The sequence below is a fragment of the Tritonibacter scottomollicae genome (assembly GCF_003003215.1).
Lineage (GTDB): Bacteria > Pseudomonadota > Alphaproteobacteria > Rhodobacterales > Rhodobacteraceae > Epibacterium > Epibacterium scottomollicae.
This window is the reverse complement of the sequence record NZ_PVUF01000005.1, coordinates 14374-30139: the sequence shown is the minus strand read 5'-3', so window position 1 is coordinate 30139 and position 15766 is coordinate 14374. Positions and strand designations below refer to the sequence as shown.

Here is a 15766-nt window from a genome sequence, read left to right as displayed (position 1 = left end):
TTGCACACCTACACACGCGAACGCGACAAATCCCCCCGGATTGGCCGCTGTTCACGTGAATGTCAGGCGCCGTGGGTCAGAGTTCAGGAGGTTGCCTGCCTCTGTCGCCCCCAGATGCTGTTGATCAATCGAGAATAGGCAGATGCGGGCGGATCTGCGACATCAACAACCTGCGGGTCGCGCGTCCTTCCAGCGGCAATTCGAGCAAAATAGTGCCATTGGTCTCGATGATTTGCAGAGTTTTGTCGCTGAAACGCGCAGCCCCCAAAGAGCGATAGCTGCGGCGCATCACGACAACGGGCCGACCGTCGGCGCGGATCTCTTCGATCCGCATTTCGCCGCGCTGCGCATCGAACTGAAATTCCGGCTGATCGGCGGTCTCACGCTGCAGCAGCAGGCACAGACCAAGGAACATCAAGAAGACCGTAATGCCCATGCGCACCAACGCCAGCTGCGGGTCGGCACCGGCCTCTGGCGCGAGCCAGATACCGATGGAAGCCAAAACCATGCAACCGCCGAGCAGACGCAACAGCATGGCGGACACCGACCCGCCGGGACGAATGTTGACCTGGGATTGCGCCGCACCCCGCCCCAGCGAGGGTTGCACTGGACGCGCGCCATGGGAGAAATCGGCAAAGTTCTGATTGATCGCGGTCATGTCAGTCACATCCTCAGTTGGTCCAGGCGCCTTCGGTCAGGCCCTCCAGGCATTGTTAACGTTTTGTTAACCACGTTATTCTTGCGGGAATGGGGCTGGAGTGTGGCACGCATTGGGAAACACTTGGCCCGGGCTGTTTACCTCATCCTGCGCCCATCCCTCATAGACGCGCTGCGGTGGGTTGCGCTTTTGAGGAAAGCCGTCTAAAGCGAGGCCTCCTTCCGTATCACTTTGATCCGCGCAGACTCTCGTGGTGGGGCAACGGAAGGCGATTATGCCCTGCCTATGAAATGCGCCCAGACACAAACAGGAGTTCGCATGCCACTCTATGAGCATGTCATGATTGCGCGTCAGGACCTGTCCAACTCGCAAGCTGAAGGCCTCATCGAACACTTCGGTGCTGTGCTGTCCGACAATGGCGGTAAGCTGGTCGACAACGAGTACTGGGGCGTCAAGACGATGGCCTACAAGATCAACAAAAACCGCAAGGGCCACTATGCCTTCCTGCGCTCCGATGCTCCGGCATCTGCAGTTCAGGAAATGGAACGCCTGATGCGCCTGCATGACGACGTGATGCGCGTCCTGACCATCAAGGTCGACGAGCACGCCGAAGGACCTTCGGTCCAGATGCAGAAACGTGACGAACGCGACAACCGTCGCGAGCGCCGCTGATCTTAGCTTGAGAAAAGGACGCTAAACCATGGCAGCCAAACCGTTTTTCCGCCGCCGCAAAGTCTGCCCCTTCTCGGGCGACAATGCGCCGAAGATCGATTACAAAGACACCCGTCTTCTGCAGCGCTACATCTCTGAGCGCGGCAAGATCGTTCCCAGCCGTATCACCGCCGTTTCGGCAAAGAAGCAGCGTGAGCTGGCCCGTGCTATCAAGCGCGCCCGCTTCCTCGCCCTTCTGCCCTACGCTGTGAAGTAAGGAGACCTGATCCATGCAAGTTATCCTTCTTGAACGCGTTGCAAAGCTTGGCCAGATGGGCGACGTCGTCGACGTCAAACCCGGCTTCGCGCGCAACTACCTGCTGCCGCAAGGCAAGGCTCAGACCGCATCCGAGAGCAACATCGCCTCTTTCGAAGCCCGGAAAGCGCAGCTTGAAGCGCGCAACCTGGAGACCAAGAAAGAAGCAGAAGCTCTGGGTGAAAAGCTGGCCGGTCAGCAGTTCGTCGTGATTCGCTCCGCTTCCGATGGCGGCAACCTCTACGGCTCCGTCACCACCCGTGACGCGTCTGACGTTGCAACCGAAGAAGGCTTCTCGGTCGACCGCAAGCAGGTCATCATCCGTGAGCCGATCAAGACCCTGGGCCTGCACATTGCAGAAGTGCACCTGCACCCCGAGGTCATGGTGACCGTCGAGCTGAACGTTGCGCGCTCCCCCGAGGAAGCGGAACTGCAAGCCTCCGGCAAGTCCATCCAGGAACTGGCCGCTGAAGAAGAAGCCGCAGCAGAGTATGAAATCTCTGAACTGTTCGACGACATCGGTGGCGCAGCTTCCGAAGACGACGAAGGCGACGCACCGGCAGCAGCAGCTTCCGAAGAAGACGACACCAACGCCTGATCCACGAGATCGGACAGTGAAAAGACACAGAAGGGCCGCCCAGATAGGGCGGCCCTTTTTCATGTTGATGACGCATCCCAGCAGTCGCGGGATGCCCCAGTCTGTTATCGCTGGAACAACTGCAGCAACAGGCGCGGCGCCTGATTGGCGATGGTGAGCGACTGAATGGCCAGCTCTTGCTGAGTTTTCAGGGCCGCGAGCCGTGCCGAGGCCTCTTCCATGTTGGTATCGGTCATCACCGAAACGCCCTGCTGCATCGAGTCTGCCAGTCGTCCCACAAAATCAGCCTGATCCTCAAGCCGTGCCGACGAAGAGCCAAGCGCAGCGGCGCCGGTGATTGCGGTCTGCAAGAACCCCTCGATTTCAGACAGGGCGGTGGCCGCAGAGGTGGTGTCAGTGATACTGGTGAGGTTCGATGCCAGATCGAGGTTGGATTCAAAATTCACCGAATTGACAACGATTTCCTGGGTCGTCACCGCTCCGCCCGCGCCCACCCGGTTCAACGAGGCCAGAACGCCGACCGACGTCGCACCGGACCCGTCGACATCACTCGCCAGCAGGTTGGCACCATTGAATTGCGCAGCGGAAATGATCGCCTGGACCTGCTCGACCTTGGAGGCGATATCCTGCTGGATCGTATCGTGATCCACGTTCTCGGATTGACCGGAGACGATCAGCTCTTTGATTTCGGTCAGTTTATCGACGATCTGCTCCGCCCCGGCAGAGGCGACGGCGACCGTTGCTTCGCCAAGTGCAAGCCCGTCTTCGATGGAGCGGAACCCCGAAATATCGGATTCCATTGTTTTGGCGATGGCCCAGACAGCGGAATTGTCCTTCGCCTCGCCAATCCGTTTTCCGGTGGAAATGGAGGTTTGAACATCCATCAGATTACCATTGATGGCCTTCAAAGTGCGCAGGGCTGTCATAGCCCCGAAATTCGTCAAAATGCTGGACATAACTGGGTTCCATCTTGTGGGACAACTTTCGTCCCGCAGGTGCAGACCTCGTTTCAAAGATCGCCACGCGTCCGTTTGGACACTGCCGCTCCAAAGGGAGTTCGGCGCCGCCCTGCAATATTTGCAAGATGCGACACTATTTTATCCACAATTGCTTACCAATGGATTAACGCAGCCTGCCCGTGTTTGCCTGATCTTTACGATTTGCCTGCACCAATCTGTCATGCGCCTCGCACATCACACAGCAAAGCCGCCGGCCCCGCTAAAGGGCCGGCGGTCTATTTTAGCCGGAAAGCTCAGCGCCTTAGCGGAAGAGCTGCAGCAGCGAGCTTGGTGCTTCGTTCGCGATGGTCAGCGACTGAGTGGCCAGATCCTGCTGGGTCTGCAACGCGGACAGGCGCGCAGAGGCTTCTTCCATGTTGGTGTCCGTCATGGTGGAGACACCCATCGTCATGGAGTCCACCAGATTGCCCACAAACTCGGACTGATCTTCGATGCGAGCCGCATCCGCACCCAGAGCCGCAGCGCCGGTGATGGCGGTCTGCAGGAAGGTTTCGATCTCACCCAATGCGCTTGCAGCAGTGGCCGTGTCGGTGATCGTCGTCAGGTCACTTGCCAGATCCAGGCTGGATTCAAAGCCTACAGCGTCAATTTCAATCTCGACAGCAGTCACTGTACCACCAGCGCCAACACGGTCGAGGGAGGCCAGAACACCCAGCGAAGACTCCGTGCCGTCAACGGTATCTTTCAACAGGTTTGCACCGTTGAACTGTGCTGCGGAGATGATGGCTTCGACCTGCTCAACCTTGGAGTCGATATCGGTCTGAATCTTGCCGTGGTCAACGTTTTCAGACTGGGCGGAGACGATCAGCTCTTTCATCTCGGTCAGTTTTTCCACGATCTGCTCGGCACCAGCGGAGGCGACGGCAACGGTGGCTTCGCCGACAGCGAGACCTTCCTCGATCGCTTCAAAACCTGCAATGTCGGAATCCATGGTTTTGGAGATTGCCCACACAGCGGAGTTGTCTTTGGCTGTGCCCACCTCTTTACCAGTGGAGATGCTGGTCTGGGTTTTGCCGAGGTCGTCGTTGACGGATTTGAGAGTCTGCAGCGCAACCATTGCGCCGTTGTTGGTCAGAATGCTGGACATAGAGCACCTTGTAATATGGCAGGACAGTGATTTTTATATCTGTCCCTTATTCAGGTTATCCCGTTACACGGGGGCGAGTGGTCCCGTCCTAAACCTGCTTTAAGCCTTGCGGCGCCAGCGCCACCTGTCTCCAGATGCACCGTAACATTGCCATTAAACACCTTACCGACACCTTAACGGCGCAGGATTTCAATCCTAAAATTTAAGATAGTTGAACGAGGTCCTAAGCCCCAATAAACAACCATAATTTCTGCCGATATTTTCTTAAAACTCAACTGCTTGCCACAGGCTATGCATATAGCCGACCTGTAATCACCTCGGCAGGAAAGGTCAGTCAGCCGGTGTCCTCCGACATGATCGGCAAGGCTTCGCCTCGCAGGAAACTCGGGGATTGCGACCATGGACGAGACCGGTAATCTACCGCCAGAGAAATTATTGCGAGACAGCCCCATGCACCGTCGACATCTGCTTTGGACTTTGGCGGCCTTTTCCCTCAGCTCCGTGGCTGGATGCGCCAAGACCGAACCGGTCACGCGCGCTTATAATCCCCCACTTTACCCGAATGAGACACCGGAGCTGCGTAAAAAGATCAACTATTGGGCAGATCACTATGAGGTGCCCCGCAGCCTCGTTCACAGACTGGCCGTGCGTGAGAGCACCCATCGCCCCTGGGCAACAAACTCCCCCTACTACGGCCTGCTGCAAATCCTGCCCGCGACGGCACGATCAATGGGATTCAAGGGCAAGCCCAAGGATCTTCTGGATGCAGACACCAATCTGAAATTCGCCGTGCGCTACCTGCGCGGGGCGTGGATGATTTCGGATGGCAGCCACGACAATGCGGTAAAGCATTACTCCCGCGGGTACTATTACGAAGCCAAGCGGCGCGGCATGCTGGAGGAAACCGGGCTGCGCTGAGACTTGCGGCACGCTCTGCGGGATGCGTCCAAATCATTTGACCGGATAGTCAAATTCTGGCCTGTTGAAATACAAGTGTCACATGCTTTGGCTACGTCATTGCCTGACGCCCCGATCTCGGGGCCAATTTCATTTGAAGGAGTAGACCATGCCGCTTCACCTTGATCGTCGGTCCTTTCTTGCTGGCAGTGCCGGCCTAATCGCATTGCATCCGTTTTCCGCCCTGGCCGCCGCTGGCCAGGTCCATTTGCGATTGATGGAGACAACCGACCTGCATGTGCATGTGTTTCCTTATGATTATTACGGCGACAAGCCGGTGGACACCGTGGGCCTTGCCCGAACCGCGTCGCTGATCGGTGACATCCGCGCCGAAGCCACCAATTCGCTGCTTGTGGACAACGGCGACTTCCTGCAGGGCAACCCGATGGGCGACTACATTGCCTATGAACGGGGTATGAAGGAGGGCGACCAGCATCCGGTCATCACCGCGATGAACACCGTAGGCTTCGATGCCTCAACGCTGGGCAATCATGAATTCAACTACGGCATCTCCTTTCTGATGAAATCGCTGGCTGGCGCCGGGTTCCCGGTGGTCTGCGCCAATATCGCCAAAAAGACCGGCGCCTCCCCGCGCGAGGACGAAACCTTGCTGCCGCCCTATGTGCTGCTTGATCGCGAGTTGACGGATGGTGCGGGCAACACCCATCCGATCAAGATCGGCATCATCGGATTTGTGCCGCCGCAGGTGATGAACTGGGACCGCAAGCATCTCGAGGGCAACGTGCAGGCGCGCGACATCGTCGACTGCGCCCGCGCCTATGTGCCAGAGATGAAGGAGAAAGGCGCAGACATCATTATTGCGCTGTCACATTCCGGCATCGGCTCTGCTGATCTGAGCGAGGGGATGGAGAACGCCTCCGTTCCGCTGGCGGCAGTCGAGGGCATTGACGCGATCATGACCGGACACAGCCACCTAGTGTTCCCCTCCTCCACCTATGCGGATTTTGCAGGCGTTGATGCCGACAAGGGCACCATCCACGGCACACCCGCCGTCATGGGCGGCTATTGGGGCAGCCACATGGGGCTGATCGACCTGATGCTGGAACGCGACGGCAAGGGCTGGCGCGTGGTGGGGCATGCCTCCGAAGCGCGGCCGATTTCAAAGCGCAACGAGGACCGCAGCGTCACCGCGCTTGTGGAAAGCGACCAGAGCGTGCTTGACGCGGTGCAGGCGGATCACGACGCGACGCTGGCCTATGTGCGCCGCGCGGTGGGGAAAACCGATGCACCACTGCACAGCTATTTTGCGCTGGTGGCGGATGATCCGTCGGTGCAGATCGTGTCCATCGCGCAGACCTGGTACATCGAACAGATGCTCAAGGGCACCGAACATGAAGGCCTGCCGCTCCTCTCCGCAGCGGCGCCCTTCAAGGCTGGCGGACGTGGCGGGCCGGAGTATTACACCGATGTCCCTGTTGGTGATGTGGCGATCAAGAATGTCGCCGATCTCTACCTTTATCCCAACACCGTGCGCGCGGTGAAAGTGACCGGCCAGCAGGTCAAGGACTGGCTGGAGCGCTCGGCGGGCATGTTCAACCAGGTTGAGCCCGGCACGGCGGATCAGCTGCTGCTGAACCCGGAATTCCCGAGCTACAACTTTGATGTGATCGATGGGGTGACCTATCAGATCGACCTGAGCCAGCCGCCGATGTTCTCCGCCAAGGGCGACGTGATCAATCCTGACACCAACCGCATCGTGAACCTGCAGTTCAATGGCGCGCCGATTGATCCCGCAGAGACCTTCATCATCGCCACCAACAACTACCGCGCCAGCGGTGGGGGCAGCTTCCCCGGCGCCATGGGCGATACAATCATATTCGAGGGGCCGGACACCAACCGTGACGTGATCGTGCGCTACATCGTGGAACAGGGCACCATCAGCCCCAAGGCAGACGGCAACTGGAGCTTTGCGCCCCTGCCCGACACCACGGTTCTGTTTGATACCGGCCCCAAAGCCGCTGACTATGCCGCCAACGTGCCGGGCGTGACAATCACTCCGGCCGGGGATGGTCCGGACGGGTTTGCCCGGTTCAAGATCGCGCTCTGACCGAAGCCTTTGCACACGAAACCGGCCGTTCCTGTTGACGCAGGGGCGGCCCGACGCATCAGACGACGCGATTGCGCCCTGCCCGCTTGGCTTGCAGCAACCCGGCGTCCGCCTGGCCTAGAACCGGTTCAATCTGAGAACGGCCCGCGAAATCCGCACAGCTGAACGTCGCGGTGATCCGACGGGTCGCCAATATGCGCGAGGCTTCAAGCCGCTGCCGGCACTGCTCTGCAAGGGCACGGGTGGTGCCTTCCTCGGGCTTGAGCCGCAGCACCAGGAACTCCTCACCGCCGATGCGAAACAACAAGTCACCCTTGTCCAGCTGTTGACGCACCAGGGTTGTCACGGCCCGGAGTACAAAATCCCCAGTGGGATGGCCAAAAGTGTCATTCACACTCTTGAAGTAATCGAGATCGAAGAGGATCAGCGAAGCCGCGGACAGATCTTCCGCCTCCGACAGCCGGGCCAGATGACGGCGATTGAAGCATCCGGTCAACGGATCCTGGATGACGCTGGTTTCGAGACGGCTCTGCGCTTCGGCAATGCGTTGCGCGGCAAACCACAAGAACCCCAGACAAAGCAGCAAGGCCAGTCCCAGCCGGATCGCGATCTGCCAGTCGGCAGCACACAGGCCAATCACCGGCACAACCGCCACCAAGAACGCACTGGAAAACAACAGCGGGAAGCACCCCTGCCGCACAAGAAATGCCCCGACTACGACAGGAAAGGCATAGAACGCCGCCTCGGCGCCGAACTGGCAAATCGCGACGAGAATCGCAATCGCGACAAGGACCAGAACCATTTCAACCCGCACCGGCAAACGTCGCGCGCGCATCAAAGCGTAGAGATCGGCAAGCAGGGTCAGCAAAACCACCATCAGGATCGCGGCCAAAGCATAGGCCCCAACACTTACATTCAGCGCCACCATGACGGCGCATATCAGTGCCACTATGACGCCGAGATATAGGTTTACCGGTGAGTGGACCTTTCTGACCGACATGAACTTGTCCCAATACTCCGATAGTGTGCCGGATTGCCCGCGTATATTCAAGATTTCAAAGTTAATGGACTTTTCGCGTGTAAAGAAAAGCCCATAAATCACCGGAATCGAGGGAAAATAGCCACTCCGTTCCCCGCAAACTGGCGCGGGCGGAGTGTTTTATCGGCTTTCGGCGCGACAGAACACCTGCAGGTAGATTTGACAAAGCCAAACTCACCTACAGAAACTCGTGCGTTTCCAGCTGTCTGGCGCGCGTATTTATCGCCGCCCCCGCTCTGACGTCGACTGCAGCAAGCACCTTGGCATGGGCAACGCCCCACCGCTCAGCCTCTTCATGCGTTGACCTTCAAGAGGCCACGCGCGGCAACAAAAAAGGCCGCCCCAGAAGGACGGCCTTTGAATAAGTCACATCGGAAGAAATTACTCTTCTTCGAGCGCCTCAACAGCTTTTTGCAGCTCTTCTTTGGAGATCTCTTTCTCGGAGACCTGCGCCTGTTCGAACACCAGGTCGATGACCTTGTCTTCGAAGATCGGCGCGCGCAGTTGCTGCTGCATCTGTGCGTTCTGCTGGATGAATTCAAAGAACTGGCGTTCCTGACCCGGATACTGGCGTGCTTGCTGCATGATCGCCTGGGTCATTTCCTGCTCGGTCACTTCGACTTCGGCTTTCTGACCCATTTCGGCCAGCAGCAGGCCCAGACGCACGCGGCGCTCGGCGAGGCTGTTGTGCTCGTCGGTGGCTTCGATTTCCGGGTGATCGTGGCCCTGGACGTCCGGGTTTTCCTCGTGCCACAGCTGGTGTGCGATCTGCTTGGCTTCGGCCTCAACCAGGCTCGGCGGCAGGTCGAAGGACACCAGATCAGCCAGCGCGTCGAGCGCGGCGCGCTTCATCACCTGACGTGCGGCACCGGCATATTCTGCTTCCAGACGCTCGGCGATCTGGCCCTTCAGCTGGTCCAGATCTTCGGCACCGAATTTTGTCGCCAGCTCGTCATTGATCTCGGCCGCTTTCGGGGCTTTGACTTCCTTGACGGTGCAGGAGAACACGGCTTCTTTGCCCGCGAGGTGCTCTGCGCCATATTCTTCGGGGAAGGTTACGGTCACGTCTTTTTCGTCACCGGTCTTCACACCAACCAGCTGCTCTTCGAAGCCGGGGATGAAGGAGTTGGAGCCCAGCGTCAGCGGGTAATCCTCGGCGGAACCACCTTCGAACGCTTCGCCGTCGACCTTGCCGACAAAGTCGATGACAACCTGATCGCCATCCTCGGACGCGGCATCCTCTTCGCGGGCCTCGAAGTCCTGTGCGGAGGACGCCAGGTTTTCCAGCGCTTCGGTGACGGCTTCGTCTTCGGCCTTCACGACCAGCTTTTCCAGTGCAACACCGGAGACGTCCACTTCGGGGATCTCGGGCAGCGCTTCATAGGACATCTCGACGTTGACGTCGTCGCCCTCTTTCCAGTCTTCGTTGGTCATCTTGACGTCGGGCTGCATCGCCGGACGGTCACCGGAGTCTTCGAAGTGCTTGTTCATCGCACCATCGACAGCTTCCTGCATGACTTCGCCCATGAGGCGCGGACCGAACTGCTTCTTCAGAAGCGGCATCGGGACCTTGCCCTTGCGGAAGCCCTTCATCTCGATCTCGGGCTGCGCCTCGGCCAGTTTCACGTTGACCTTCTCTTCCAGCTCGGTGGCCGGAATGGTGATCGCGTAGCCGCGCTTCAGACCTTCGTTCAGAGTTTCTGTGACCTGCATCATATTCCCCATAGAGATTCGGGGCGCGCGCGCAGGCTCCGCCCCCAGACAATTTGAGGCCTTCTATTGGCCAGCGCCGCGCGGTGCAAGGGGCATAAGGCCTGATCCGCGCCGGAAGCGGCCCAAACCGGCGGTTTCCCCGGTTTTTATGGGGCCAAGCTGGCCCGGATGTGCAAACGCCCCCCGGAGGAACCGGGGGGCGCAGCATCATGCGAGAGACCGCACCGGGATCGGTGCACGAGGTAGGAAGCCCCTTGCCCGGTCCGGTCGCTCGAATTTAGATCACCGTCAATGGCATGATCCGATCAGAACTTCCAGCGCGCACCCGCCAGAATGGCGGAGCCGTCCTGGTAGTTGGTGGCGGAGCTGTCGTCATAGGAGTACTCGCGGTACGCGATATAGGCCTCAAGGTTCTGACGATCAAACTTCTGCACCGCCGCGACGCCAAAGGATTCGGCGCTGTCGTTGACCGACACCAGGTCCGAGCCGTCATAATAATCGACGGAGAAGGATGTCGCACCGACGGAGATCAGGTTCGCAGTGTACCCCAGCTTGACATAGCCATAGTTGCCACCGGTGTCCCGATCACCCGACGCCGCACTCAGCGACAGGCCTGTCGGCTCGTGCAGAACCGCAGCAGAGGCGATGGTGTCACGGGTGTCCGCGCCGCCCTTGTCGGTCCAGCTCACAGCCAGAGCACCCGCAACGGTGAAGTCACCCAGATCTTCGTTCTCATAGTTCAAGGCGATGTCATACTGCTCGGTGTCGGCATCTTTGGTCAGGATATCCTCACCATAAGACGCGGAGACGGTGAACCCGGCAAAGTCTGGCGAGTCATAGCGCACACGGCCCCGGCGGGAGCCGTCAAAGGTCGCAAAGACATCGCCGATTTCGATCCCGGTCAGGTTGCCGCCCGCATCCCGCAGGAAATACCCGCCCGCTGCATCTGCAACGGATGTGTTGGCCGCGACGCCGGTACCGGACAGATCGATGCCAGTTGCACCGTCAGCGGCCATGGAGCCCTGACCGATGGAGAAGGTACCATAGCGCGGAGTGTGCCATTGCAGATCGACGTGACGCAGGTCGCTCCGCGTCCAGTCGGTGATATCACCCTGATCGTTCTGGTTCACACCGTCAGACGCGCGCAGCGACAAGGATGTCTCGAAACGGAACTTCAGTGTGTTCTCGCCAAAGGGCTGTTCCAGCCAGAACCCGACACGAGAGCCGGAGTTCCCGTTGTCGACCAGGCGATTATAGTCCTCACCGCCATCATCATAGCCTTGATAGGCTAGGTTGAGCTGACCGTACCAGCGGAAGGAACCACCGTTGTCGGATGTGTAGGTGGGGCCGGCAAACGCGGGCGCCGCAAGGAGGGCTGTCAGCGCAAGCGTGCTGGAGCCCACCGCAAGGGATTTGGTGCTCATGATATGAGTCTCCTAAGTAAGTGTCAGCCGGCCATCCTCCATCCCCGGACCCGACTGGGACCCGAGATAACATGTAAGAATTTCGCGAACAGGACTTGAAAAGACTGCCGCATGAACCGTTCGGTTCACTTTTTGGAGAGCACTGTAATTAAGGCAGTTTTTCGCCTGACATGCGGCCTGACACGGAATTCAGAAGGCAGATTTCAACCCCGGAACTTTGCATTTTTCAACATACTGCTAGTCGCTCAGCGCAACCCTGCATCGCCGATACACGCCGCCTAGAATCAAATCCGACGTAAAAAACGCAAAACCATCTGAGGTCGGCAATTGTTGATTAGCACTCTCGTTGGACAATTTCGTGCATCTCATCCACCTCGGAGCAAAACGATCATGAAACACACATTGAGTGCCGTCGCCCTCGCGTTGACGGCAGTGACCACGCCGCTGATGGCAGACCCCGTGCGCATCGCAACGGGCGAATACGCCCCGATGACCGGCGCAGCACTGCCCAACGATGGCGTGGTCAACGGTCTGGTGGCCCGTCTGGCCGCCGACGCTGACGTCGAGATCACGTTTGAATACATGCCCTGGAACAGAGGTCTGGAACTGACCCGCAACGGCCAGATGCATGGCGCGAGCTATTGGAACGATCTCGCGGATCAGAGCGGCTTGATCGAGGTCGGCCCGGTTTCCACCGGTCGCATCGTGTTCTTCTACCGTAAGGACGACCCGTTGCCCGAATGGCAGACACTGAACGATCTGGCGGGAACCACATTCGGCGCCACGCTGGGCTATCCCTATACCGAGGAGTTCTGGGCACTGGGCGAGGCGGGCACCTATGTGGTGCAGACCGCGTCCAATGATCTGTCCAACTTCAAGAAGCTTCAGAAGGGGCGCATCGACGCCTTTATCATCAACGAGTTGGTGGGCTGGGATCTCCTGAACCAGAGCTTTACGCCAGACGAAGTGGCACAATTCGCGGCAACAGAACTGCCCGTTGCCGAGGCATTGGGATATCTGCAGATTTCCTCTGAAATGGACGGCGGCGCAGACCTCGCCGCTAGGCTTCAGGCCGCCTATGACGCGCTTGAGGCCTCCGGCGAACTGGAGGCCGTGAAGACGGAGCTGAACGCAGCTTCCGGCATCCCGTCCAACTGAACCTTCCTCAGCACTTGCTACGGGCGACGTGGTCTTGCACCGCGTCGCCCGCTCCTGTGTCCACCTCCCGGAAACCAAACGCATGTCGTAGCAAATCCGGGGCGCTGCGCACTGTCACGTCTAATTCAAGCCAAGTTAGCGCCGGAAATCGTATGCCCCTTGCAGACCCGTCTCAGCCTTCCTCGCTCGCGGACCTGCCACAGGGAGGACTTGCACATTCGTGTCGGCCATCTGAGGCAATCTGCATGCAGCCGCCTAAGTGGTGATCTGGCAAGCTCACTTTCACAGTCGGCTCGCGCAATCGGAAGCGAAGGCGTGGCATGCCCCGGTTTCGACCCAGTATCAAAATCGCGAAGCAGCACAGGCCTTCCTGCTCCGCCACCAATGCTCTCCCGCCAGTCACTGCCGGCCGGTACCCCGACCGATATACTGCACGGTATCATCCGGCGATGGGCTTAGAAATCAGCCCATCGCTCGTTGGCACGCTTTGCGGGCTGCACGTCCGAAGTGGGGTCGGACGCCACTTGCGCCTGCCCGCCGGTGTCCTCATCGTTGGCTTTCGGCTCCGATTCCGCATGGCTGGCCGGTGCAGCGATGTGGTCTGTCGGCGCAATCTCGGTCGCTGTGGCATCCACGGCCACGGTGCCTTGCGACGCCTCGCCCTCACCGCGCTGATTCTGGGTCTGAAAGCGGCCCACAAATTGCGCAAGGCGATCCGAATCCGACCGCAGCATGTGGGCGGCAGCGGTATTTTCCTCGACCATTGCGGCATTGCTCTGTGTCACCTGATCAAGCTGCGACATGCCAATGTTGATTTCGGTAAGTGCCGTGGATTGCTCCTGAGAGGATTGTGCAATCTCGTTGATCAGGACCGAGATATGCTTCACTTGATCAACGATCTGGGTCAGCGCGTTGCCGGTCTTGTCAACCATCTGCACACCGCGACCAACCTGATGGCCACTGGTTTCGATCAGCGCCTTGATTTCAAGCGCGGCCTCGGATGACCGCTGCGCCAGGCCGCGCACCTCCGATGCCACCACGGCAAAGCCACGTCCAGCCTCTCCCGCACGGGCGGCCTCGACACCGGCATTCAACGCCAAGAGGTTGGTCTGGAAAGAAATGTCATCGATAACGCTGATGATGTTGCTGATCTTCTGAGACGACTCCTCAATCCCGTTCATCGCGTCGATCGTCTCTTTCACAATGGTTCCGCTCTCCTCGGCCATTCCACGCGCTTGCGTGACCGTATGCTCAACATTGAGAACGTTGTCATTGGCCGATTTCACACTCGAGGTGACCTGCTCCAGAGCCGCAGCCGTTTGCTCCAGCGTTGCGGCCTGGCTTTCAGTGCGCGACGACAGATCATCGGCAGAAGAGCTGACTTCTATCGCGCCTTGAGCAATGCTCTCCGCCGTTTCACGCACAGATTCAATCACCGTGCTCAGCTCCGTCATCGCATCGTTGATGCTGTAGCGAAGCTTCTTGTGCTCAACCGGGAAGAACTTCAGCACCTTGTTGCGGAAGTCGCCTTTTGCAAGGTTCATCAAGGCGTTGCTAAGCGTACGCACCACCATTGCATTGCCTTCCTGAATCTCCTTTTCGCGCTCCTTAGCGGCAGCACCTTCCTGCAGCCGAACCTGAAGATTGGACAGGGTCTTGGAGATAAATCCAACCTCATCGCCGATGCTCCGTCCGGTGATTTCCTCGTTGTAGTTTTCATCTGCCAGCTCTTCCACGTGACCGGCGAGCCGCTCCAGACGTTTGACAACGCCGCGCACTGCGAGCCAGGACGCCAGCACCACCAGAAGACTGGTAACCGCCAGTTCGATCAACGCGTTGGTCGTCGCCTTATTGACAACCGCCATCGCCTCTGAACGGTCAATTTCATAGACCAGTCCCCACCGTTCTCCGTTTGGTATGGTCACGCTATCAGCGACAGAAATCACGTCATGCCCGCCAACCCCGATCGCCGGATCAAAATACTGATGCTCCCCCGCGAGAGCCGCGCGGATCTGTTCACGCTCCGGCAGTACATCATAGGCAGAAAACCCGCCTTCATGCGGCGACTCCGTTAACGACATGCCGTTCTGATCGACCAGATAAATGAAACCGGTCTGGCCCATCTGTTCGGACTGAGACAGGATGCGCATGATCCCGTCGAGCGGAAACTGCACAGCCAGAACGCCAGCCTGCTGCCCGTCAACAAAGATCGGCGTCGACATGAACATGGCCTGCGCGCCGGCACTTGGTGCATAAGGCGCAAGAGACGTCATGTAGAATGCCCCCTCGGCCAGTGAGCGCCCCTCCCGGAACACCTCTCCGAGACCGGAGTCCTTGTATTTCCCAGTCTCAAAGTTCAGACCAAAATCGTCTTCCTTGAACACCGAATAGATCAGATTCCCGTCCATATCGAAGAGGAACAGATCGTAATATCCACGAGATTGCAGGAACGCCCGCAGCCCGCCGTGATGGCGCTGGTGGACTGCGGACCATCCGGACCCGTCCCCGGCATTTTCCAGGACGTCCTTCTCTCCCACCGGGTGCGGATTGTCGACGATGTAGGATTGGCGCAGCTGTGCTTGCGGATCGCCATCGACCGCCTTCCAGGCCTGCGAAAATTCGGTCACCGCTGTCTGAATTGCGAAGCTGGACCGCAGCGCCACCACTTCGCCCTGCACCTCGTTCAGCCACCATTCCAGCGCGCGCTTACGTCCCTGCACAAAGCCCTCGTATGTCGCCTTGTGTTCTTCATCGACTGCCTGCGACATCTGCGACAGCTGCAATGCCCCCGACGCAAGAACAATTATCACTACGGGCAGTGCGATCATAATAGGCAGTTTCAAGCCAAGCTTGAGATTACTCAAACGAAACATTCTCGGATCCTCGTTACCAATCCGCCCGAAACAAAATGAGCGGCACGCCAAACTTCTGATGAAAAATTAGTCGACAAGGCCTTTAGACTTCGTGAATCATATGGTTTCCAGCCATTTAACGGCAGAATATCGGTGTCTTTACGGGGCATTGTCGCGTGCAAAAATTCCACGTCCGGTCAGGTGATCCGCAAATAAAGAAAGCGCG

The 15766-nt window shown here is 58.6% G+C and carries 13 protein-coding genes; 6 read left to right on the top strand and 7 right to left on the bottom strand.

Annotated elements, in window-relative coordinates:
• Window positions 1–124: 124 nt before the first annotated feature.
• A complete protein-coding gene (locus tag CLV89_RS09900) occupies window positions 125–658 on the bottom strand; it encodes a hypothetical protein (protein ID WP_106163509.1) in 534 nt (177 codons plus the stop codon).
• A 318-nt stretch (window positions 659–976) separates the two neighbouring features.
• Between CLV89_RS09900 and rpsF the strand changes: the two genes are divergently transcribed.
• Genes rpsF through rplI form a run of 3 tightly spaced genes read left to right on the top strand, consistent with a single transcriptional unit; the run spans window position 977 to window position 2223 of the window.
• Complete coding sequence (gene rpsF / locus CLV89_RS09895; protein ID WP_106163508.1) at window positions 977–1330, top strand: 30S ribosomal protein S6; 354 nt, start codon at window positions 977–979, stop codon at window positions 1328–1330.
• Window positions 1331–1358: 28 nt separating this feature from the next.
• Window positions 1359–1586 (top strand): 30S ribosomal protein S18, encoded by a 228-nt coding sequence (gene rpsR / locus CLV89_RS09890; protein ID WP_005982441.1) that lies wholly within the window; start codon window positions 1359–1361, stop codon window positions 1584–1586.
• A gap of 13 nt (window positions 1587–1599) precedes the next feature.
• Window positions 1600–2223, top strand: coding sequence for a 50S ribosomal protein L9 (gene rplI / locus CLV89_RS09885; protein WP_106163507.1), 624 nt, complete (start codon window positions 1600–1602; stop codon window positions 2221–2223).
• A gap of 104 nt (window positions 2224–2327) precedes the next feature.
• On the opposite strand, the gene CLV89_RS09880 is transcribed toward rplI, so the two are convergent.
• Together CLV89_RS09880 and CLV89_RS09875 are read right to left on the bottom strand one after the other, a co-directional pair.
• Window positions 2328–3179, bottom strand: a complete 852-nt coding sequence (locus CLV89_RS09880; RefSeq protein WP_106163506.1) for a flagellin N-terminal helical domain-containing protein — start codon at window positions 3177–3179, stop codon at window positions 2328–2330.
• A 304-nt stretch (window positions 3180–3483) separates the two neighbouring features.
• The gene (locus tag CLV89_RS09875; protein WP_106163505.1) at window positions 3484–4329 is read right to left on the bottom strand and encodes a flagellin N-terminal helical domain-containing protein; all 846 of its coding nucleotides are present in this window, start codon (window positions 4327–4329) and stop codon (window positions 3484–3486) included.
• Window positions 4330–4779: 450 nt separating this feature from the next.
• On the opposite strand from CLV89_RS09875, the gene CLV89_RS09870 reads away from it, so the two are divergent.
• Both CLV89_RS09870 and CLV89_RS09865 read left to right on the top strand, forming a co-directional pair.
• Entirely contained in the window at window positions 4780–5247 is a 468-nt protein-coding gene (locus tag CLV89_RS09870) for a lytic transglycosylase domain-containing protein (protein ID WP_106163504.1), read from the top strand.
• 148 nt (window positions 5248–5395) lie between these two features.
• Window positions 5396–7354 carry a bifunctional 2',3'-cyclic-nucleotide 2'-phosphodiesterase/3'-nucleotidase gene (locus CLV89_RS09865; RefSeq protein WP_106163503.1) on the top strand — a complete coding sequence of 653 codons (1959 nt, stop codon included), beginning with the start codon at window positions 5396–5398 and terminating at the stop codon, window positions 7352–7354.
• Window positions 7355–7412: 58 nt separating this feature from the next.
• Here CLV89_RS09865 and CLV89_RS09860 read toward each other — a convergent pair whose 3' ends face one another.
• The 3 genes from CLV89_RS09860 to CLV89_RS09850 all read right to left on the bottom strand — a co-directional run bounded on the left by CLV89_RS09860 (window position 7413) and on the right by CLV89_RS09850 (window position 11530).
• Window positions 7413–8354, bottom strand: a complete 942-nt coding sequence (locus tag CLV89_RS09860; protein WP_106163502.1) for a GGDEF domain-containing protein — start codon at window positions 8352–8354, stop codon at window positions 7413–7415.
• 420 nt (window positions 8355–8774) lie between these two features.
• The gene (gene tig / locus CLV89_RS09855) at window positions 8775–10106 is read right to left on the bottom strand and encodes a trigger factor (protein ID WP_106163724.1); all 1332 of its coding nucleotides are present in this window, start codon (window positions 10104–10106) and stop codon (window positions 8775–8777) included.
• A gap of 305 nt (window positions 10107–10411) precedes the next feature.
• Window positions 10412–11530, bottom strand: coding sequence for a porin (locus tag CLV89_RS09850; RefSeq protein ID WP_106163501.1), 1119 nt, complete (start codon window positions 11528–11530; stop codon window positions 10412–10414).
• Window positions 11531–11920: 390 nt separating this feature from the next.
• On the opposite strand from CLV89_RS09850, the gene CLV89_RS09845 reads away from it, so the two are divergent.
• Window positions 11921–12688 carry a substrate-binding periplasmic protein gene (locus CLV89_RS09845; RefSeq protein WP_106163500.1) on the top strand — a complete coding sequence of 256 codons (768 nt, stop codon included), beginning with the start codon at window positions 11921–11923 and terminating at the stop codon, window positions 12686–12688.
• A gap of 455 nt (window positions 12689–13143) precedes the next feature.
• On the opposite strand, the gene CLV89_RS09840 is transcribed toward CLV89_RS09845, so the two are convergent.
• Window positions 13144–15561 (bottom strand): methyl-accepting chemotaxis protein, encoded by a 2418-nt coding sequence (locus CLV89_RS09840; protein ID WP_106163499.1) that lies wholly within the window; start codon window positions 15559–15561, stop codon window positions 13144–13146.
• Window positions 15562–15766: the final 205 nt, after the last annotated feature.

Coding starts and splice junctions, on each gene's coding strand:
- rpsR (WP_005982441.1), top strand. CDS start 1,359: ATGGCAGCCAAACCGTTTTTCCGCCGCCGCAAAGTCTGCCCCTTCTCG.
- CLV89_RS09850 (WP_106163501.1), bottom strand. CDS start 11,530: ATGAGCACCAAATCCCTTGCGGTGGGCTCCAGCACGCTTGCGCTGACA.
- CLV89_RS09865 (WP_106163503.1), top strand. CDS start 5,396: ATGCCGCTTCACCTTGATCGTCGGTCCTTTCTTGCTGGCAGTGCCGGC.
- CLV89_RS09870 (WP_106163504.1), top strand. CDS start 4,780: ATGCACCGTCGACATCTGCTTTGGACTTTGGCGGCCTTTTCCCTCAGC.
- rpsF (WP_106163508.1), top strand. CDS start 977: ATGCCACTCTATGAGCATGTCATGATTGCGCGTCAGGACCTGTCCAAC.
- CLV89_RS09900 (WP_106163509.1), bottom strand. CDS start 658: ATGACCGCGATCAATCAGAACTTTGCCGATTTCTCCCATGGCGCGCGT.
- tig (WP_106163724.1), bottom strand. CDS start 10,106: ATGCAGGTCACAGAAACTCTGAACGAAGGTCTGAAGCGCGGCTACGCG.
- CLV89_RS09880 (WP_106163506.1), bottom strand. CDS start 3,179: ATGTCCAGCATTTTGACGAATTTCGGGGCTATGACAGCCCTGCGCACT.
- CLV89_RS09840 (WP_106163499.1), bottom strand. CDS start 15,561: ATGTTTCGTTTGAGTAATCTCAAGCTTGGCTTGAAACTGCCTATTATG.
- CLV89_RS09860 (WP_106163502.1), bottom strand. CDS start 8,354: ATGTCGGTCAGAAAGGTCCACTCACCGGTAAACCTATATCTCGGCGTC.
- CLV89_RS09875 (WP_106163505.1), bottom strand. CDS start 4,329: ATGTCCAGCATTCTGACCAACAACGGCGCAATGGTTGCGCTGCAGACT.
- rplI (WP_106163507.1), top strand. CDS start 1,600: ATGCAAGTTATCCTTCTTGAACGCGTTGCAAAGCTTGGCCAGATGGGC.
- CLV89_RS09845 (WP_106163500.1), top strand. CDS start 11,921: ATGAAACACACATTGAGTGCCGTCGCCCTCGCGTTGACGGCAGTGACC.